This window comes from Phyllobacterium sp. NPDC097923, assembly GCF_044760925.1.
In the GTDB taxonomy this organism is placed as follows: Bacteria; Pseudomonadota; Alphaproteobacteria; order Rhizobiales; family Rhizobiaceae; genus Phyllobacterium; species Phyllobacterium calauticae.
Map to the genome: position 1 here is coordinate 239,444 of NZ_JBIWBL010000005.1, position 18,121 is coordinate 257,564.

16 protein-coding genes are annotated in these 18,121 nt (G+C 61.5%); 8 read left to right on the plus strand and 8 right to left on the minus strand.

Translation table 11 applies throughout. The annotated features are described in order from the left end of the window. Positions 1 to 213, minus strand: coding sequence for a hypothetical protein (locus ACIQWS_RS21515; protein ID WP_403184110.1), 213 nt, complete (start codon positions 211 to 213; stop codon positions 1 to 3). A gap of 61 nt (positions 214 to 274) precedes the next feature. Continuing rightward, complete coding sequence (locus ACIQWS_RS21520) at positions 275 to 949, minus strand: GNAT family N-acetyltransferase (protein ID WP_403184112.1); 675 nt, start codon at positions 947 to 949, stop codon at positions 275 to 277. 91 nt (positions 950 to 1,040) lie between these two features. Between ACIQWS_RS21520 and ACIQWS_RS21525 the strand changes: the two genes are divergently transcribed. Beyond that, a complete protein-coding gene (locus ACIQWS_RS21525; RefSeq protein ID WP_403184114.1) occupies positions 1,041 to 2,210 on the plus strand; it encodes a pyridoxal phosphate-dependent aminotransferase in 1,170 nt (389 codons plus the stop codon). 3 nt (positions 2,211 to 2,213) lie between these two features. On the opposite strand, the gene modC is transcribed toward ACIQWS_RS21525, so the two are convergent. The 5 genes from modC to ACIQWS_RS21550 form a co-directional block, all read right to left on the minus strand. Then, on the minus strand, positions 2,214 to 3,290 hold the full coding sequence (modC, locus tag ACIQWS_RS21530) for a molybdenum ABC transporter ATP-binding protein (RefSeq protein ID WP_403184116.1): 1,077 nt from the start codon (positions 3,288 to 3,290) through the stop codon (positions 2,214 to 2,216). Next, complete coding sequence (modB, locus tag ACIQWS_RS21535) at positions 3,287 to 3,976, minus strand: molybdate ABC transporter permease subunit (RefSeq protein WP_403184223.1); 690 nt, start codon at positions 3,974 to 3,976, stop codon at positions 3,287 to 3,289. The genes modC and modB overlap by 4 nt, the downstream gene beginning before the upstream one ends. Then, positions 3,973 to 4,725: a molybdate ABC transporter substrate-binding protein gene (gene modA, locus ACIQWS_RS21540; RefSeq protein ID WP_403184118.1), complete on the minus strand. Its 753-nt coding sequence runs from the start codon at positions 4,723 to 4,725 to the stop codon at positions 3,973 to 3,975. The genes modB and modA overlap by 4 nt, the downstream gene beginning before the upstream one ends. Positions 4,726 to 5,002: 277 nt before the next feature. After that, on the minus strand, positions 5,003 to 5,719 hold the full coding sequence (locus tag ACIQWS_RS21545; RefSeq protein ID WP_403184120.1) for a tellurite resistance TerB family protein: 717 nt from the start codon (positions 5,717 to 5,719) through the stop codon (positions 5,003 to 5,005). Positions 5,720 to 5,806: 87 nt separating this feature from the next. After that, entirely contained in the window at positions 5,807 to 6,736 is a 930-nt protein-coding gene (locus tag ACIQWS_RS21550; RefSeq protein WP_403184123.1) for a rhodanese-related sulfurtransferase, read from the minus strand. Positions 6,737 to 6,861: 125 nt separating this feature from the next. Between ACIQWS_RS21550 and ACIQWS_RS21555 the strand changes: the two genes are divergently transcribed. Together ACIQWS_RS21555 and ACIQWS_RS21560 are read left to right on the plus strand one after the other, a co-directional pair. Further along, complete coding sequence (locus ACIQWS_RS21555) at positions 6,862 to 7,494, plus strand: N-acetylmuramidase family protein (RefSeq protein WP_403184124.1); 633 nt, start codon at positions 6,862 to 6,864, stop codon at positions 7,492 to 7,494. Positions 7,495 to 7,532: 38 nt separating this feature from the next. Then, entirely contained in the window at positions 7,533 to 8,174 is a 642-nt protein-coding gene (locus ACIQWS_RS21560) for a 2-dehydro-3-deoxy-phosphogluconate aldolase (RefSeq protein WP_346307206.1), read from the plus strand. Positions 8,175 to 8,412: 238 nt separating this feature from the next. Here the strand turns inward: ACIQWS_RS21560 and ACIQWS_RS21565 are convergent, their stop codons facing one another. Next, positions 8,413 to 10,308 (minus strand): DUF882 domain-containing protein, encoded by a 1,896-nt coding sequence (locus ACIQWS_RS21565; RefSeq protein WP_403184225.1) that lies wholly within the window; start codon positions 10,306 to 10,308, stop codon positions 8,413 to 8,415. Positions 10,309 to 10,765: 457 nt separating this feature from the next. On the opposite strand from ACIQWS_RS21565, the gene ACIQWS_RS21570 reads away from it, so the two are divergent. From ACIQWS_RS21570 to ACIQWS_RS21590, 5 genes are all read left to right on the plus strand, one after another. Further along, positions 10,766 to 12,601 (plus strand): M3 family oligoendopeptidase, encoded by a 1,836-nt coding sequence (locus tag ACIQWS_RS21570; RefSeq protein ID WP_403184227.1) that lies wholly within the window; start codon positions 10,766 to 10,768, stop codon positions 12,599 to 12,601. Next, positions 12,598 to 13,509: a heme-dependent oxidative N-demethylase family protein gene (locus tag ACIQWS_RS21575; RefSeq protein ID WP_403184126.1), complete on the plus strand. Its 912-nt coding sequence runs from the start codon at positions 12,598 to 12,600 to the stop codon at positions 13,507 to 13,509. Before ACIQWS_RS21570 ends, ACIQWS_RS21575 begins: the two co-directional genes overlap by 4 nt. Positions 13,510 to 13,661: 152 nt before the next feature. After that, positions 13,662 to 15,104, plus strand: a complete 1,443-nt coding sequence (locus ACIQWS_RS21580; RefSeq protein WP_403184130.1) for a homospermidine synthase — start codon at positions 13,662 to 13,664, stop codon at positions 15,102 to 15,104. Between the two features lie 541 nt (positions 15,105 to 15,645). Next, a complete protein-coding gene (locus tag ACIQWS_RS21585; RefSeq protein WP_223615976.1) occupies positions 15,646 to 16,038 on the plus strand; it encodes a hypothetical protein in 393 nt (130 codons plus the stop codon). A gap of 177 nt (positions 16,039 to 16,215) precedes the next feature. After that, entirely contained in the window at positions 16,216 to 18,075 is a 1,860-nt protein-coding gene (locus ACIQWS_RS21590) for a 5'-nucleotidase C-terminal domain-containing protein (RefSeq protein WP_403184133.1), read from the plus strand. Positions 18,076 to 18,121: the final 46 nt, after the last annotated feature.

Genomic DNA, 18,121 nt, shown 5'->3' on the forward strand with positions numbered 1-18,121 from the left:
CTAGTCCTTGCGGCGCTGGCTCCTGCCGCGCAACCAGAATACCAGAAAAAAACCGACCACAAAGACAGCGGCGAAAACGCCCGCCAGCACCGGCGAGCGGGCACCCAGCGCGATCATCATGTTGGGCATGTAGAACGCGGCAAACCCGAAACCAAGCATGATACAGGCTGCGGCGATGGCAGCATTGCGGCTTTTGGGATCACTCACGGTCATTGTCTTTCCTGGGGCACAACTGTCGCAGCCTTTTTAGCCCCGTTGCGCCCGAACGCAAGCTCTAACCCGCGCGCAAATCCTCAAGCCGCCTGATCTGCAACCCGTCCGCATCGAAATTATCCGGCGACAGCCATGCCTGATAGGCGGCTTTCAGCGCCGGCCATTCGCTGTCGATGATCGAATACCATGCGGTGTCGCGATTCTCACCCTTCTGCACCATGTGCTGGCGGAAAACGCCCTCGAAGGTGAAGCCGAACCGCTCCGCCGCCCGCTTGGACGGCTCATTGGCATTGTTGCATTTCCATTCGTAGCGGCGATAACCAAGCGTATCGAAGATATAGGAAGCGAAGAGATACTGCGCCTCGGTCGCCGCCGGTTTGCGCGAGATCAGCGGTCCCCAATAGATGTTGCCGATCTCGATGACGCCGAATGTCGGGTCGATCCGCATCAGGGTCTGCCGACCCGCCACCGCACCGGAGGCCTTGTCGATGACGGCAAAGAACAGCGGGGCCTTGCTGGCCGAAACCTTTTCCAACCACGCGTCGAATGCCGGGCGGTCGCCCGCCGGCGTTTCGAACAGATAGCGGAAACGGTCGGCCGCATCCGCAACGCTCGATGCCTCGTAAAGCCCGTCGCCATGCCTGGCGGCATCCAGCGGCTCCAGAGTGACGTATCGCCCCTCGATGGCTTCGCGGGCGGGCAGAGGGCGCGGTGTCCAGTCTTTGAGATCAGTCATGCTAGCGGACCTGTTTTGCATATGAGTATTTGACTCCATACAATCGGAACCGCACAAAGCAGAAGACATAAATTGTATGTGAGACAAGATAATGCTGCGTACCATCTCCGGTTTCGACCGTATCGGTGAAGAAAATGCCTTCGCTGTTCTCGCCCGCGCCACCGCCCTCGCCGCACAGGGCAAGGACATCATCAATCTCGGCATCGGCCAGCCGGATTTCAAAACGCCCGGCCATATCGTCGAGGCGGCCATCAAGGCGCTCAGGGACGGCCATCACGGCTATACGCCAGCAACCGGACTGCTCGCTGCGCGCGAGGCCGTGGTGCGCCGCACGCTGACCACCACGGGCGTGGAAGTCTCGCCGGAGAACGTCATCATCGTTCCCGGCGGCAAGGTCACGATGTTTGCCGCCATCCTGATTTTCGGTGAACCCGGCGCGGAAATCCTCTACCCCGATCCCGGCTTCCCGATCTATCGCTCGATGATCGAATTCACCGGCGCGACGCCGGTTCCTGTGCCGATCCGCGAGGAGAACGGCTTTGCCTTCTCGGCTGAGGAGACGCTTGCCCTGATCACACCCAGGACGCGGCTGCTGATCCTCAATTCACCCGCCAATCCGACAGGCGGCGTTACCCCGAAGGCCGAGATTGAAAAGCTGGTCAAGGGGCTGGAAGCGCATCCGCACGTCGCCATCATGTCCGATGAGATCTACGACGTGATGACCTATGACGGCGAGGAACATTGCTCGCTCCTGACCTTCCCGTCGATCCGCGACCGGCTGATCGTGCTCAATGGCTGGTCCAAGACATGGGCAATGACCGGCTGGCGCATGGGCTGGTCGATCTGGCCGGATAGCCTTTATGACAAGGTGCGCAAGCTCGCGGTCAATTGCTGGTCCTGTGTCAACGCTCCCAGCCAATATGCCGGCATCGCCGCCATCGACGGTCCGCAGGACGATGTGGAAAAGATGTGCCGCGCTTTCGACAGCCGCCGCAGGATCGTCGTCGACGGCCTCAACAGCCTGCCCGGCATCAGTTGCGCCACGCCGAAGGGCGCGTTCTATGCCTTCCCCAATATCAAGCAGACGGGATGGCCGGCCAAGCAGTTGGCGGCGGCACTGCTGGATGAAGCCGGTGTGGCGCTGATCGGCGGCCCGGATTTCGGCATTCTCGGCGAGGGCTATATCCGCCTCTCCTACGCCAATTCGGAGGAAAACATCCTGCGCGCCATCGAGCGCATCGAACGGTTCCTCGCCAGATAGGCTTCAGCCGCGCAGCACGCCGCGATCCACCGATGCGGCTTTGACCAGGGCGAACACCGCCTCGCCCTGTTTGAGCGCAAGCTCGCTCGCCGACTTGCGCGTCAGCCGCGCAACGATGGTCTGGCCGCCAATGTCGAGCGTCAGGTCGCAGTCGGGACCGTCATTGGTCTCCATGCCGGTAATGCGCGCGGGCAGGATATTGCGCACGCTGATCGACTGCGGCAGTGCGCGGGCAATGGAAACGTCCCGCGCCCTTATCCGCAGCCGCAGCTTTGTTCCGGCGGCAAAGCCGAGCCTGGCGATCTGGAACGGCTGGCCGCCGATGTCGAGCGATGTCAGCCCGAAAGCCTCGTCGCTTGCCGTGACCACGCCCGTCACCAGAGCTCCGGCATCGTCATGGCTGCCGAGTCGCGAAAAGATCGCCTCCGCGGGTCCGCTCGCCGTGACCCTGCCGCCCTGCAGCAGCACGATCTCGTCGGCCAGCCGCGCCACCTCGTCAATCTCGTGGCTGACATAAAGGATCGGCAATCCGGTTTCGTCGCGCAGGGTCTCAAGAAAGGGCAGGATCTCCTGACGGCGGGCATGATCGAGGGACGACAGCGGCTCGTCCATCAGCAGCAGCGCCGGATTGGACAGCAGCGCCCGCCCGATCGCCACGCGCTGGCGCTCGCCGCCGGACAGCAGTGCCGGTGCGCGCTGCTGCAGATGTTCAAGGCCGAGAAGCGCCACCACCCGGTCATAGGACAGGCCCTCGCTGCGCCGCCCCGCCCAGCGCGCATAGGTCAGGTTGTTCTTGACCGAAAGATGCGGAAACAGCCGCGCATCCTGGAAGACATAGCCGATCCGGCGCTGTTCCGGCGCAAGATGGATACCTCTAGCACTGTCGAACAGCACGTGATCCCGGATGGCGATCCGGCCCTTGGCCGGGCGCGTCACCCCGGCGATCATTTTCAGCAGCGTTGTCTTGCCGGCACCGGATTCGCCGAACAGCGCGGTGACGCCGCCGCCTGCCGTAAACGCGGCAGCGACGGGGAATGTCCCGACCTGCCCTTCAACGGAAACAATCAGCGTCTCGCTCATGCCCGGCCTCCGCTGAGGCGCCGCTGCAGCCATTCGGATGCCACAACCGCAACGATCGAGATCACCACGGAAACGAGGATCAGGCGCAGCGCGGCCACATCGCCATTCGGGCTCTGCAGCAGCGAATAGATGGCAAGCGACAGGGTCTGCGTTTCACCCGGAATATTGGACACAAAAGTGATCGTCGCGCCGAATTCGCCCAGCGCCTTGGCAAAGCCCAGCACCGCACCGGCCAGAATACCCGGCAGCAGGAGCGGCAGCGTCACTGTCAGGAACACCACGATGCGGCCGGCACCGAGGGAGCGCGCCGCCTCCTCAAGGCCGCGATCGAGACTTTCGATGGAAAGGCGCATCGGCCGCACCAGCAGGGGAAAGGCCATGACGCCCGCCGCCAGCGCCGCACCGGTCCAGCGGAAGGAAAAGGTCAGCCCGAACACGTCATTGAAGAAACCGCCCAGCATGCCGCGCGCGCCGAACCACACCAGCAGGAGATAGCCCGTGACCACTGGCGGAATGACCAGCGGCATGGTGATCAGCGCCTGCAGCAGGCTTTTGCCCCAGAAGGAAAAGCGCGCCAGAATCCAGGCGAAAACGAAGGCAAAGGGCAGAGCGACGAGGATCGCGACCAGCGCGACCCTCAGCGACAGAAGAACGATAGCCCATTCTGTCTCACCCAGCACTGTCAGCCTGCCTTGTCAGATGCGCCGACAAAGCCTTTCGACTTGATGATGTCCTGGCCTTCATCGCTGGCGAGGAAATCAAGGAACGCCTTGCCCTCGGCCGAAGGCTCCTTGCCGACCAGCGCGGCCGGATAGAGGATGGGCTTATGGGTCGAACCGGCGAAACGATAGGCTTCGATCAGTTCGGGCGCGGCCGTATGGTCCGAGGCATAGACGATGGCGGAATTCGCCTCGCCGCGGCGCACGAATTCCAGCGCCGCGCGCACGTTCTCGGTGAAAACGGCGTTCTTGGCGACGTCGTCCCAGACTTTCAATGTTTCCAGAGCGCTCTTGCCATATTTGCCGGCCGGCACGTTGCTGGGATCGCCCATGGCAAAGCGCCCGGCCTTCAGGATGGCCGCCGCATCGCCCTTGTCGGCTTTGGTCAGGATCACCAATGCATTGCCCGCAACGACCCTGCGCGATGGCTTGTCGATGAGATTGCGCTGTTCGAGATAGTCCATCCAGTCGAGATCGGCGGAAATGAAGATGTTCGCAGGCGCGCCCTGCTCGATCTGCTTGGCCAGCACTGACGATGCGGCAAAGGAGGAGGTCACTTTCGTGCCGGTCTTTGCTTCGAACTTCGCAGCCGCCGTTTCGACCACTTCCTTCATGCTTGCAGCCGCAAACACCGTTACCTTCTCGGCGGCAGAGGCACCGTTGACACCCGCCATCGCCGCCAGAACCATAAAGCCCAGAATGAGAATTTTTTTCATGAGGTCCACCCCTGTCCACGAATCCATGGCGGTCTCACACCGGCCATGCATCCAGTTGCATACATAGAGACATGATGGTGGGTCCGAACAAAGCGCGCGCGACCCGGACGCTCTCAAAACCCTTGACGCAATGGCAGCCATCGACACTGCCCTTATGTCCTGACGAACCCTCGGCCCCGAGTCAGAACGCGTCAAACTAGACTGGAGTCGTTTGTCTTGTCGAGAGCAAAACACCCGCCTGTGGGGGCGGGTGTCTTCAACGCCGGTTCGCTCGCCGTTACGCCTGCGGCGCGGGCGTTTTCACATTGGCCACGGTGGCCTCGATATGATCGATGAGATTGTCAGGCAGTTTCAGGCGTCCGGCCAGGAGATCGAGATAGCCGCGTTCCGCGCGGGTCTTGGCCTCGATGGCCAGGCGCGATGCCGTGTAGAGTTCGACTTTCTGCGCATCGGTGGCGGCGGCGGCAACCAGCGCGTCGACATTGACGGGGGCGTTCAGCTCTGTCGCCAGGAATTCCTGCGTGTCGCTGTTCATGCCGGAAAGCGAGAGCTTTTCGACGATGCGTGCCCGTTCCGCCTCATCCACATGGCCATCGGCGCGGGCAGCGGCAATCATGGCGCGCACCAGCACCAGCGCGAACTCATGCTCGCCCTGCGGCGCCGTTGCCGGATGGAAGCTTGAATCGTCGGGCGGCGGCAGCAGGTCCGGCTCCCCGGCCTTTGCCGTTTCGGCCGGTGCATTGCCCGACTGGTAATTCTGATAGGCCTTGTAGGCGAGCCCGGCCACGGCAGCGAGGCCGCCGAGCTTCAGCGCACCACCGGCGATGTCGCGGCCCGTGCCGGTGCCCAGCAGCACAGCGGCCAGAGCGCCGGCAGCCAGCGGATTGTCCTTGGCCATCTGTGTTGCCTTGCCGGCCGTATCTCGAACGGAGGTTCCAGTTCCGGGAATACTGCTTCCCAGAAAATCATCAAGAATCTTCTTCGGGTCGAACATGCAAATCTCCTCATGGCTGCACGGATGCGTCCCGACCTAGTTAGGGTCGGCATCACGTCATTGCAATGACAGATGGATTTTTTGTGATCAGGAGCCGATATGGTGCTTTTCGCCGCGCAATTTGGCGAGTTTCACCTGTTTTTGCCGTTCGGCAAAGCGGGCGCGGTCAGCGTCCGTCCGCTCGTGATAGCATTTCGGGCAGGAAATGCCTTCCGCGAACAGCGGGGACAATTTGTCCTCCGGCGCAATCGGATTGCGGCAGGCGTGGCACAGCTCCGCCGCCCCTTCCACCAGGCCATGACCGACTGAGACGCGCTCGTCGAAGACGAAACATTCGCCTTCCCAGCGGCTTTCCTCGGCCGGTACGTCCTCGAGATATTTGAGGATACCGCCCTTCAGGTGGAACACATCATCGAAGCCCAGTCCCTTGACGAAGGCCGTGGCCTTCTCGCAGCGGATGCCGCCGGTGCAGAACATGGCGATCTTCTTGCCTTCCAGTTCGTCGCGGTGGTTTTCCACCCATTGCGGGAACTCGCGGAACGTCTTTGTCTGCGGATCGACCGCATTGGCAAAGGTGCCGATTGCCGTCTCATAATCATTGCGCGTATCGATGACGATCGTGCCGGGATCGGAAATCAGCGCGTTCCACTCCTGCGCCGGGACATAGGTGCCGACGCTCTGGAGCGGGTCGATATCCTCGACGCCCATGGTGACGATTTCCTTTTTCAGGCGCACCTTCATGCGCTTGAACGGCATTTCGCTCGCGTGGGAAAATTTCAGTTCCATGCCGGCAATGGCCGGCTCCGCTTCGAGGAACGCGACCAGCCTGTCAATGGCTTCGGGCGTGCCGGCCACGGTGCCGTTGATGCCTTCGGCCGCCAGCAGCAGCGTGCCCTTGATGCCCGACCCGCAGCATAGCTGCGCCAGCGGCTCCTGCAACGACTGGTAATGTTCCAGCCGGGCAAAACGGTAGAGTGCTGCCACTTTGAAGGGCAAGTTTGCGGTGTGATCGGTCATGATCCCCTGCAACTACTGCTCCTAAGCGATGATTTCAAGAGATTTGCAGCGTTTACTTATCCATCCCGGCCCAAGGCCTCGGATAATCCCTGGTGAACAGGTACAATTCCCGAGGGACTGAGAATATGTTTTCACAACAGGATATACGCGACATCCGCGACGAGGCGCAGCAGGCCGGGATTGAACCGGCGGTGCTGCTCGCGGTCGCCGAGGTGGAAAGCGGCGGCGTCTGCCTTTACCGGATTAATGGGCGCAGCGAACCGCCCATCCGCTTCGAGGGGCACTATTTCGACCAGCGTCTCTCTGGCGCGCAGCGGCAGGTCGCCCGCAGCAGGGGTCTTGCCAACCCTGCCGCCGGTGCGGTCCGCAATCCCGCATCGCAGGCGGCGCGCTGGCAGCTGCTGGAGGCAGCCATCGCCATAGACCGGCAGGCGGCGCTTGAATCCGTATCCTGGGGGATAGGCCAGGTCATGGGTGCCCACTGGAAATGCCTTGGCCATGACAGCGTCGAGGCGCTCGCCGCCGAGGCGCGCGCTTGCCTCAAGGGGCAGCTTCGTCTGATGATCCGCTTCATCGGGCACAACAACCTCATGCCCGCCCTGGCACAGCACGACTGGAAGAGGTTTGCCCGCGCCTATAATGGTCCAAAGTTCACACAGAACCGCTATGATGCCAAACTGGCCCTCGCCTGGCGCCGTTTTGCCGCGGCGGAATCTCGCGGCACCACAGCAACCGGTGGACAAAGCGGCCCGGTATGACTAAATCGATTGAACCCATCAACCGCGGAGAGTTTGACATGGCCCAGAAGACCGATTTGCTATTACCCGTTCTGAAGGGCCAGCCGGTTATCCCGGTCATTCTCGTCCACGATGTCGCCCATGCGGCGCCTCTGGCCCGGGCGCTGGCCGCCGGTGGCCTTCCGGCGATCGAGATCACCCTGCGCACGCCCGCCGCGCTCGACGCCATCCGCGCCGTCGCCAATGAGGTGCCCGAGGCCATCGTCGGCGCCGGCACCATTCTCAATGCGCGCCAGTATGAAGAGGCCAGCGCCGCGGGATCGCGTTTCATCGTCAGCCCCGGCGCCACGCCGCAGCTGCTGAAGGCTGCCAGCGCCGGCAAGGTGCCTCTGCTTCCCGGTGCGATCACACCGGCTGAGATCATGGCCCTGCGCGAAGAAGGCTATACCATGCTGAAATTCTTCCCGGCCGAGCAGGCAGGTGGGGCGTCCTTCCTCAAATCTCTGTCGTCACCCTTTGCCGGTATCCAGTTCTGCCCGACCGGCGGCATCGGTGCTGGCAACGCGAAGACCTATCTCGATCTGCCGAACGTCGTCTGCGTCGGCGGTTCCTGGGTTGCCCCGGAAAATCTGGTTCAGGCCGGGAAGTGGGACGACATCACCAAGCTCGCCGCCGAGGCCGCCAAACTGGCAAAAGCATAAAGCGCTATTTTCAAGCAGCATGCCGCTTGGTGCGTGGTTCGACAAGCTCACCATGAGGGAGGGTGAGGATTGCAAGGGGTATATTCTGTAACCATCGCGATTGGCATGTAAACCAAACCACCTCCCTCATGGTGAGCTTGTCGAACCACGCACTGGCAGGATGCAACAGATAGTGGAATTCATGAAAAAGGGCGGCTCCGCAACGGGCCGCCCTTTTGTTTGACCCGCGAACGGGCGATCAGTTGGTTGCGGTGAACTTCGCGATCGACAGGAAGGTCACAGCCTTGCCCGTGAACTTGTTGGTGTCGGCCACCGGCAGCGCCTGCTGGAAGCCTGCCGTATACACCGTCGTCGGCGCAGTGCGCATGGCTTCGTTGCGCAGGACAGCCGGTTCGACGTTCGGCGATGTCTCGGCGACCTGCTGGCTGGACAGCGCCCGGTCCGGCACTTCCGAGGCAACCTGAATGGCCTTGGCGCCCTGGTTCTTGGCCGTCTGGCGGCGCGGCTTCGAGGTCTTGCCCGTGGTGATCACACCGCTGTCGAGCATGGCAACCGGATCGGCCGAACCGCCCGCATCCAGCATGGTGCGGCGCAGCGACGGCTGAGGCTCAGCGGATGCCAGCTGCGTGTTCTGTGTCGGCGCAGGCTTGTTGCGCACGACGCGGCCGCCCGTGGTTGCCGGCACTGTCGGAATGGCCTGGGCCGGCTGGGCCACGGCAACGGCCGGTGCCTTGGCATGGACGGCATCGGACTGCTTGATGATCGTTTCCAGATCTTCGTTCGGAACCGGAATGACATCATGTTCCGACGCAGCGGCGACCTGTGCCTGCGCAGGCGGCATGGCCGGGCGCGGGTTCGGCACGACCGATGCCACCATCATGTCGGTGCGCTTGGGACCGGACTGCGGCTTGTCGAAGGGAACGGGAACCAGCGCGTTGACCATTTCCGGCTGGGCCGGTGCGGGCTCATTGGCCGGGGTGTTCACATTGGCGGCGATCATGTCACGGATCGCACCGGCGCTGTCGGTCGGACGCGGCGTCGGCAGGGCTGCGACAACGGTCGACTGATCCTCGGCGAGCGCGTTCAGTGTGGCCGGGGCGCCCGCTTCAGGCGTCGGCGCATAATCCGGACGGCGCAGCGGCACGGGAACGGCAAAGGCGAGCGCGGCATTGTCTTCCGGCGAGGCTTCGACCGGCGTTTCAGGCCGCGGCGCTGTCAAAGGCGCAGGCGCATTGCGGGTCGGCAGAGCCGGTGCAGCGGCCGCCGCCGGCGCTGCTGCAGGGGCGGACTGTCCGACCGCCACGCCCGGCAACGATGTTGCACCGCCGCCCTCGTCATCATCCGATGCAGCCGGCCGTGCGACACGGGCTACGCCGCGCGACGGGGTCGGCGCGGAGGCCACGGCGACGCTGCCTTCGCTGGAATCCTCCTCGTCGTCGGCACCGCCGCCGCCAAAGAGCATGCCGAACAGGGTCTTGCCGCGACGGCCGGAGCTGGAGGAATTGCTGGCAACCTGAACGGAACCGCCGCTGCGCTTGCGCGATTCATAGGCGGCAACGGCCTGTTCATAGCCGGGCAGCGGCTTGCCATCCGCGGGGATGTGCATCGTCTTGCCATCGGGGAACACGGCCAGCAGTTCGCGGCGGCTCATGCGCGGCCACATGCGGACATTGCCCACGTCCGTGTGGACGAAAGGCGAGCCGGATGTCGGGTAATAGCCGACGCCGCCAGCCTGGAACTTCAGCGCGGTCACGCGCAGGGTCGAGAGTTTCACGCCGGGAAGATACCAGTCCATCGCCTTCCCCAGCATGTGCTGGCTTTTCTGGGCGACGCCGCGGCTGCGCGAGCGCAACATCGAATTGGTAGCCGGAGAGCGGTAGGCGGAAACCACGTGGATATAATCGGAGCCGCCGACAGCCTGATAAACCTGCCAGACCAGATCGAACAGGCGGGGATCCATGTTCGTCGGTTCGTTGCGGCGCCAGTCGCGCAGGAAGCGGTTGAGCTTGTTCAGGCCGTCCTGCTGATAGCGTCCATTCTTCTTGAACGTGATTTCCGCACGTTCCTTCGTATGGATGAAATAGAGCTTGAGCGTGCGTGTCTCAGCGGAAGCCTGTGCCGATGCAAACAGCATCGAGCCGAAGACCATGAGGAACACAAACCAGCTGGCGCGTACAAAAGAACCTGCCGTCGATTTGCCGTTCTGTGCATGAATCATGTTTGACAATGTCGTCCCAACCTTGACCGTTTTTTCCAGTCCCCGAATATCTGGATTATCCGATTTAATGGTTAATGGTCACTTATTGAAGAACAAATACGTTGAGAGCATGGCAAAAACCCAGACGCGAAAAGCTGATTCAAGACATGGTCAACGGGTGGTTAACAGCACCATTAAGACCTTTTGGCGTGAGAATCCACCCTTCTTAGGTCTTACACACGCACGTTTTGTAAACGCGGAATACGCAACTGGAACAATCGCCAATGGACTTTTAAGCTTTCGCTCGCCGAAACTATCCCTCATGATTCGCGTTTGAACAAGCGCTTGATTGCCAAAAAACGGTGCCAAAATGAAATTCGAAATCACGAACCACATGCCTTCCGGAAAGTCCGGTGCTGCCGCCGCCAAGGCGGAACAAACCGCTCTCGGCGTCCTGCCCGAGTGGAACCTTGCCGATCTCTATCCATCGGCGGACAGCACCGAACTCAAGACGGACCTGCAAAAGGCCGATGAACTTGCCGTGCTCTTCGCCAATCGCTGGAAGGGCAATCTGGCCGCCGAAGCCGCCAAACCGCTGGGCGGCACCTTTGCCGACGCGATCCGCGAATTCGAAGCGCTGGAAGAACTGATCGGCAAGATCGTCTCCTATGCCGGGCTGGTCTATGCGGGCGATACCTCCGATCCCAAGCGCGCCAAGCTCTATGGCGACATCCAGGAAAAGATGACCAATGCCAGTGCGCACCTGATCTTCTTCAGTCTCGAACTCAACCGCATCGACGATGCGGTGATCGAGAAGGCGATGGACGGCAATCCCGCCATCGGCCATTACCGGCCCTGGCTGGTCGACCTGCGCAAGGACAAGCCCTACCAGCTCGATGACAGGATCGAACAGCTCTTCCATGAAAAGTCGATCACCGGGCGCGGCGCCTGGAACCGCCTGTTCGACGAAACCATGACGGCACTGCGGTTTGATGTCGACGGCGAGGACCTTGCACTCGAACCGACGCTCAACATGCTGCAGCATGCCGACGGAGCCGTGCGCAAGAAGGCATCCGACGCCCTGGCAAAGACATTCAAGGACAATCTGCGCACCTTCACGCTGATCACCAATACCCTGGCCAAGGACAAGGAAATCTCCGATCGCTGGCGCGGTTTCCAGGATATTGCCGACAGCCGCCATCTGGCCAACCGCGTCGAGCGGGAGGTGGTGGATGCGCTGGCCGAGGCTGTACAGGCGGCCTATCCGCGCCTTTCGCACCGCTATTACGCGCTGAAGGCCAAGTGGCTCGGCCTTGATTACCTCAACAACTGGGACCGCAACGCGCCCTTGCCGGAGACGCCGCAGGCGGTGATCCCGTGGACCGAGGCCAGGGATACCGTGCTGTCTGCCTATAACGGCTTTGCCCCGGAAATGGCCGATATCGCCCGCGCCTTCTTCGATAAAAACTGGATCGATGCGCCCACGCGCCCTGGCAAGTCGCCGGGCGCCTTCGCCCATCCGACCGTGCCTTCGGTCCATCCCTACGTGCTGCTCAACTACATGGGCAAGCCGCGTGACGTGATGACCCTTGCCCACGAACTCGGCCATGGCGTGCATCAGGTTCTGGCCGGCGATCAGGGTGCGCTGATGGCCTCAACACCGCTGACGCTCGCCGAAACCGCTTCCGTCTTCGGTGAAATGCTGACCTTCCGCTCGCTGCTGGAAAAAACCAGAGACAAGCGCGAACGCAAGGCCATGCTGGCGCAGAAGGCCGAGGACATGATCAACACGGTCGTGCGCCAGATCGCCTTCTACCTGTTCGAACGCCGGGTGCACACCGAGCGCGCCAATGGCGAACTGACCTCCGACCGCATCGGCGAGATCTGGCTCGACGTGCAGAAGGAAAGCCTCGGACCGGCGATCCGCTTCGGCCCCGGCTACGAAACCTTCTGGACCTATATTCCGCATTTCATCCATTCGCCGTTCTACGTCTACGCCTATGCCTTCGGCGATTGCCTGGTGAATTCGCTGTATGCGGTCTACCAGAATGCCGATGCGGGCTTTCAGCAAAAATATTTCGACATGCTGAAGGCCGGCGGCACAAAACACCATTCGGAGCTGCTGGCGCCGTTCGGCCTCGATGCCACCGACCCGGCATTCTGGCAGAAGGGCCTTTCCGTCATCGAAGGCATCATCGACGAGCTGGAGGCGATGGACAACGCCGAATGAGTGCGCCGGCCCACACGCCCCCCGCCCACACGCCCTATGACGGTTCGGCGCAGCCCTTCACCATCGGGCTGCACCAGCTCGACCTGAAGGACTGGATCGAGATTGACGGCAATCTCCTTCCCTACCTCAGGGAAAAGCAACGGCTGTTCGGGCTGCATGCGGGGAAGATTTTCGTCGAGGAGCCGGGAACCGGCGACGCGCAAAGGGAAGTACTCGACCTCTTGAGCGCGCATCTCGCCGAGCATTATCCCGCGCTTTACCACCGGAACGGCGGGACCATCGCGGTTACCGGCTGGGACGAGCAGGTTCCGCTGGGCGATGCCGGTTCGCCCTTTCTGCATCGCGCCGCCAATCTCGTGCAGGAAGACCTCGTCCTGATGCGCAAGGACGAACGGCGCGGCTGGCATCTGGCGGCGGCATCGCTGTCCTTCCCCTCCTCCTGGACCCTTCTGGAAAAGTTCGGTCGCTCCATGGAGGACATCCATGCGCCGGTGCCGGATTTCGGCGCGGGCACCCGCAATGCGGGCTTGATCAGCCGCATGTTCGACAATCTGCGGCCGGACCGTTCGGTCTATCGCATGAACTGGTCGTTGCAGCCGGACGGCGACCTCTACCACCCATTGTCGAGCCACCAGAAGGGCGCACGCTATACGGATGACGATATCGTTGCCCAGAGCTTTGTCCGCGTCGAACGCCAGACCCTGCGCAAACTGCCGGCATCCGGCGACATTCTCTTCACCATCCGCATTCATCTCGATCCGGTGGGTGCCTTGAAAAAGCACCCGCAATGCCGCGGCGTGGCCGAAGCCTTTGCCCATCAGCTCCAGTCGCTGAGCGAGGCGCAGGCGCATTACAAAGGCATCATGGCTGTCCGTGACAGGCTTGTCGCGGCTTTAAAGTCGCTTTGAAGCATTTCAATTAACAGTAGTTGCGGTTTTCACCCCTTTTGGGTGAACGGTTGTTTGCTCTTTGTCATCACTATGCTCTATGGTTTCTTTGAAGCGGTGAAATAACCGCTGCCCTCATTGATGGAGATTAAAAAATTAGGAGTAGCAAAAAAATGGCGAAGGCGAATTGGCCTGTACATGGAGAAATTACTGGTCCGATCGTGATGATCGGTTTCGGGTCCATCGGACGGGGTACCCTGCCCCTCATAGAGCGCCACTTCAAATTCGATAAGTCCCGCCTGGTCGTCATCGACCCGAGTGATGCCAACAAGAAACTGCTCGACGAGCGTGGCATCCGCTTCATTCAGGAAGCCGTTACCAAGGAAAATTACAAGACGCTGTTGAAGCCGTTGCTGACTGCAGGCGATGGCCAGGGTTTTTGCGTCAATCTGTCCGTCGATACATCGTCGGTCGATATCATGCGCCTGTGCCGCAAGCTCGGCTCGCTCTACATCGACACGGTCATCGAGCCATGGGCCGGATTTTACAATGCGGGCGGCGACAACGCGAAACGCACCAATTATGCGCTGCGCGAAACGCTGCTGGCGGAAAAGCGCCGCAAGCCCGGCGGCACCACGGCCGTCTCCTGCAGCGGTGCCAATCCCGGCATGGTGTCGTGGTTCGTCAAACAGGCGGTTGTCAATCTCGCCAAGGATCTGAGTATCGAGCACACTGAACCGGCGCGCAATGACCGCGACGGTTGGGCGCGCCTGATGCGCCAGACCGGCATCAAGGGCATTCACATTGCCGAACGCGACACCCAGCGCGCGGGCGAGCCGAAGCCGTTCGGCGTGTTCTGGAACACCTGGTCGGTGGACGGCTTCATTTCCGAAGGCCTGCAGCCGGCGGAACTGGGCTGGGGCACGCATGAAAAATGGCTGCCCAAGAACGCCCGCAAGCAGAAGAAGGGCAACAAGGCCGCGATCTTCCTCGAACAGCCCGGCGCCGATACCCGTATCCGCACCTGGTGTCCGACCGAGGGACCGCAGTTCGGCCTGCTGGTGACGCACAATGAGGCGATCTCGATTGCCGATTTCTTCACCGTGTTCGACAAGAAGGGCAAGGCTGCCTACCGGCCGACCTGCCACTACGCCTATCATCCGTCCAACGTGGCAACGCTGTCGCTCGACGAAATGTTTGGTGCCGCCGGCCAGCCGCAGGCAATCCACCACGTTCTGGAGGAATCCGAGATCGTCGATGGTGCGGATGAGCTCGGTGTCCTGCTCTATGGCCACGACAAGAACGCCTACTGGTACGGCTCGCAGCTGACCATCGAGGAAGCCCGCAAACTGGCGCCTTACCAGAACGCCACCGGTCTTCAGGTCAGTTCGGCTGTTCTTTCGGGCATGGTCTGGGCGCTGGAAAATCCGGAAGCCGGAATTGTCGAAACCGATGAGATCGATTTCCGCCGCTGCCTTGAAATCCAGAAGCCCTATCTCGGGCCGCTCAAGGGGCACTATACCGACTGGACGCCGCTGGAAAACCGTCCTGGCTTCTTCAAGGAAGACATCGACACCAGCGACCCCTGGCAGTTCCGCAACATTCTCGTGCATTGATCAAAAACGGCAACCCAAGGGTTGCCGTTTTCATATCCGCTGCGTGGCTGTGGTGCATGATTGTTCTGCAACGCTCTCCCCGTTGCCACGCCCGCTTTCGCGTCTGGCTGTTGAAAGATGGGAAAGACGGGCGGTCCATCGGGAGCGCTGAGGTCTTTGGTTGGTGTTGCGGTTGTTGCGATCCCTTGGACCACCCGCCCCGGCAATCGGTCTTGCCCAATATCGCATGATTGGACTGAACCTCCCCCGCCCGGGGGTTCTCCCACGAGCCGAAGCGCCGATCCTTTCCCGACTTTCGAAAGTTTCCGGAAGCATTCCCGCCGGAAAGGACACGAGAAGAATAAGCGCGGATGGGAAGTGTTGGATAAGTTTCAGGCCAGAGGGGGTGAACACCGATCTGATATGAGCGCCCGCCAACGGACAACATGGCAGTTTTGCGGAAGCCACACGCGGCGAAACTCTGCGGCTTATTAAACTTATGTCTTGTTTTTGCTTGGTTTTCACGGCATTTAAAAGGGCAACCCATCAGGAGATTGATCGGATGAAACGTATTTCACTGGCCTTCAGCGCAGCGACCATGGCAGTGGCACTTGCTGCTTGCCAGACCAGCGGCCCCATTCACGACAGCGGACCGGTGCAGGCTTCCCGCCCGACCGACGCCGTGCAGGGCCAATGGTTTGATACATCGGGCGTTGCCTTCTCGAATTTCAACGGCGGCGTTTTCGAGACTCGCGCCAACGACACCAAGGAAAAACTGGCCGAAGGCAGCTATCGCTTTGCTTCCGCCAGCCTCATCGAGATCAACCTGCGTTCGCTTGCCCGCGGCACGCAGTCCAAGGTCAATTGCGCCCTCGTCAATCCCGGCCAGTTGAACTGCACCTCGTCCAGCGGCCAGCAGTTCTCGCTGACACGCCGCGGCGGCCAGACAGGCTGACACCATCGCCGGCCCGCGCAGGCAGCTGCACCGGCCGGTTCTGCCTTTACCCTGAGCGGCAAAAACCGCCGCTCTTCCCTTGCATGCCACGCCAAGGAATGAAAGCATCGGCGCATCTGTCACACGGATGCCAACGACCGGTGACAGCATCAGGCGATCGCAACAGGGGAACAGTTCATGTCAAAAATCCTCGCCAGAATTCTGCTCGGCACCTCGGCCCTCGTCATGACCGCCGGTGCGGCCATGGCCGACTACACGCTCACCATTCTGCACATCAACGATTTTCACTCGCGCCAGGAATCGATCAACAAATATGATTCGACCTGCTCCGCCGAGGAGGAGAGCAAGAACGAGTGCTTTGGCGGCATTGCCCGCGTAAAAGCCAAGATTGACGAGCGCCGCGCCGCCCTCTCCAAGGATGGCGGCAATGTCATCGTGCTCAATGCGGGTGACGAATTCCAGGGCTCGCTGTTCTACACGACCTACAAGGGCGACGACACCGCGGAATTCATGAACGGCATCGGTTATGATGTCATGGCCCTCGGCAACCATGAATTCGATGATGGCGTCGACACGCTGGCAAAATTCCTCGGCAAGGTGAAATTCCCTGTCATCTCGGCCAACACCATTGCCGCTGACGGCTCGCCCATCGCCGGCAAGTACAAGCCCTATGTCATCAAGGACATCGGCGGCCAGAAGATCGGCATCGTGTCGGCCATCACCACCGACACAGCGGATATTTCAACGCCCGGACCGACGGTCAAGTTCGCCGATGAGATCGAGACCCTGAAAAAGCAGGTCGAGGCACTGAAGGCCGAGGGCGTCAACAAGATCATCGCGCTCAACCATGACGGCTATGTCAAGGACAAGCAGATCGCCGCCAGTGTTGCCGGGATCAGCGTGATTGTCGGCGGGCACAGCCACACCCTCCTGTCGAACACCGATCCGCAGGCGCTTGGACCTTACCCGACCCTCGTCAAGGGGCCATCCGGCCGCGATGTGCCGATCGTCCAGGCGAAATCCTATTCCAAATATCTGGGCGAGCTGAAGGTGACCTTCGACGATGACGGCAATGTCATCAGGAGCGAGGGCGCGCCGATCCTGCTCGATTCCTCCGTGGTGCCCGATCCCGCCTATCTCGCGCGGGTCAAGGAACTGGCCAAGCCGATCGAAGCCTTGAAAGCCCAAAAGGTGGCCGAATCCACCGGTGTCATCGAAGCGGCCCGCGAAGTTTGCCGGGTGGTCGAATGCTCCATGGGCAACCTCGTCGCCGACGCCATGCTCGACCGGGTCAAGGATCAGGGCATGACCATCGCCATCATCAATGGTGGCGGCCTGCGCGCATCCATCGATGCCGGGGATGTGACCATGGGCGAAGTCCTGACGGTGCTGCCGTTCCAGAACACGCTGTCGACCTTCCAGCTCAAGGGGGCCGACGTCGTGGCCGCGCTGGAAAACGGCGTCAGCCAGATCGATCAGGGTGCGGGCCGTTTCGCGCAGGTTTCCGGCCTCAAATACGCATTCGATGTGTCGAAACCCGTCGGCCAGCGCGTTTCCGCCGTGGAAGTGCGCGACGGCAGCGGCTGGAAGCCGATTGACACGGCCGCCACCTACGGCGTCGTCTCCAACAACTACATGCGCGCGGGCGGCGACGGCTACAAGATTTTCGCCAGCAATGCCCAGAACGCCTATGATTACGGCCCCGGCCTTGAAGCCGTGGTATCGGACTATCTCGCCAAGAACACGCCCTACAAGCCCTATACGGACGGGCGCATAACCGTTCTGGCCGCAGCGGCCACACCAGCCGCAGCGGACCCGGCACCGCCCGCCAAGCCTGCGGCGCAAACAGCAGCGCCGGCACCCGCAGCCGTTGCCGCGCCATCGACCTATACGATCAAGCGCGGCGACAATTTCTGGAACATTGCCAAGCAGGTCTACGGCAAGGGTTCGGACTGGAAAAAGCTGGCGGCAGCCAATCCGCGGATGATCGCCGAGAAACTGCCCATCGGCGGCGAGATGACAATCCCGCCGAAGTAATCCCCTAGGACAAACGGTCCCAGGACTGTTATTTCGACCCGGTGCA

Bases quoted from the DNA above. Each gene is read 5' to 3' on its own strand.
- ACIQWS_RS21515 (WP_403184110.1), bottom strand. From the start codon at position 213: ATGACCGTGAGTGATCCCAAAAGCCGCAATGCTGCCATCGCCGCAGCC.
- ACIQWS_RS21520 (WP_403184112.1), bottom strand. From the start codon at position 949: ATGACTGATCTCAAAGACTGGACACCGCGCCCTCTGCCCGCCCGCGAA.
- ACIQWS_RS21525 (WP_403184114.1), top strand. From the start codon at position 1,041: ATGCTGCGTACCATCTCCGGTTTCGACCGTATCGGTGAAGAAAATGCC.
- modC (WP_403184116.1), bottom strand. From the start codon at position 3,290: ATGAGCGAGACGCTGATTGTTTCCGTTGAAGGGCAGGTCGGGACATTC.
- modA (WP_403184118.1), bottom strand. From the start codon at position 4,725: ATGAAAAAAATTCTCATTCTGGGCTTTATGGTTCTGGCGGCGATGGCG.
- ACIQWS_RS21545 (WP_403184120.1), bottom strand. From the start codon at position 5,719: ATGTTCGACCCGAAGAAGATTCTTGATGATTTTCTGGGAAGCAGTATT.
- ACIQWS_RS21550 (WP_403184123.1), bottom strand. From the start codon at position 6,736: ATGACCGATCACACCGCAAACTTGCCCTTCAAAGTGGCAGCACTCTAC.
- ACIQWS_RS21555 (WP_403184124.1), top strand. From the start codon at position 6,862: ATGTTTTCACAACAGGATATACGCGACATCCGCGACGAGGCGCAGCAG.
- ACIQWS_RS21560 (WP_346307206.1), top strand. From the start codon at position 7,533: ATGGCCCAGAAGACCGATTTGCTATTACCCGTTCTGAAGGGCCAGCCG.
- ACIQWS_RS21565 (WP_403184225.1), bottom strand. From the start codon at position 10,308: ATGCTGTTTGCATCGGCACAGGCTTCCGCTGAGACACGCACGCTCAAG.
- ACIQWS_RS21570 (WP_403184227.1), top strand. From the start codon at position 10,766: ATGCCTTCCGGAAAGTCCGGTGCTGCCGCCGCCAAGGCGGAACAAACC.
- ACIQWS_RS21575 (WP_403184126.1), top strand. From the start codon at position 12,598: ATGAGTGCGCCGGCCCACACGCCCCCCGCCCACACGCCCTATGACGGT.
- ACIQWS_RS21580 (WP_403184130.1), top strand. From the start codon at position 13,662: ATGGCGAAGGCGAATTGGCCTGTACATGGAGAAATTACTGGTCCGATC.
- ACIQWS_RS21585 (WP_223615976.1), top strand. From the start codon at position 15,646: ATGAAACGTATTTCACTGGCCTTCAGCGCAGCGACCATGGCAGTGGCA.
- ACIQWS_RS21590 (WP_403184133.1), top strand. From the start codon at position 16,216: ATGTCAAAAATCCTCGCCAGAATTCTGCTCGGCACCTCGGCCCTCGTC.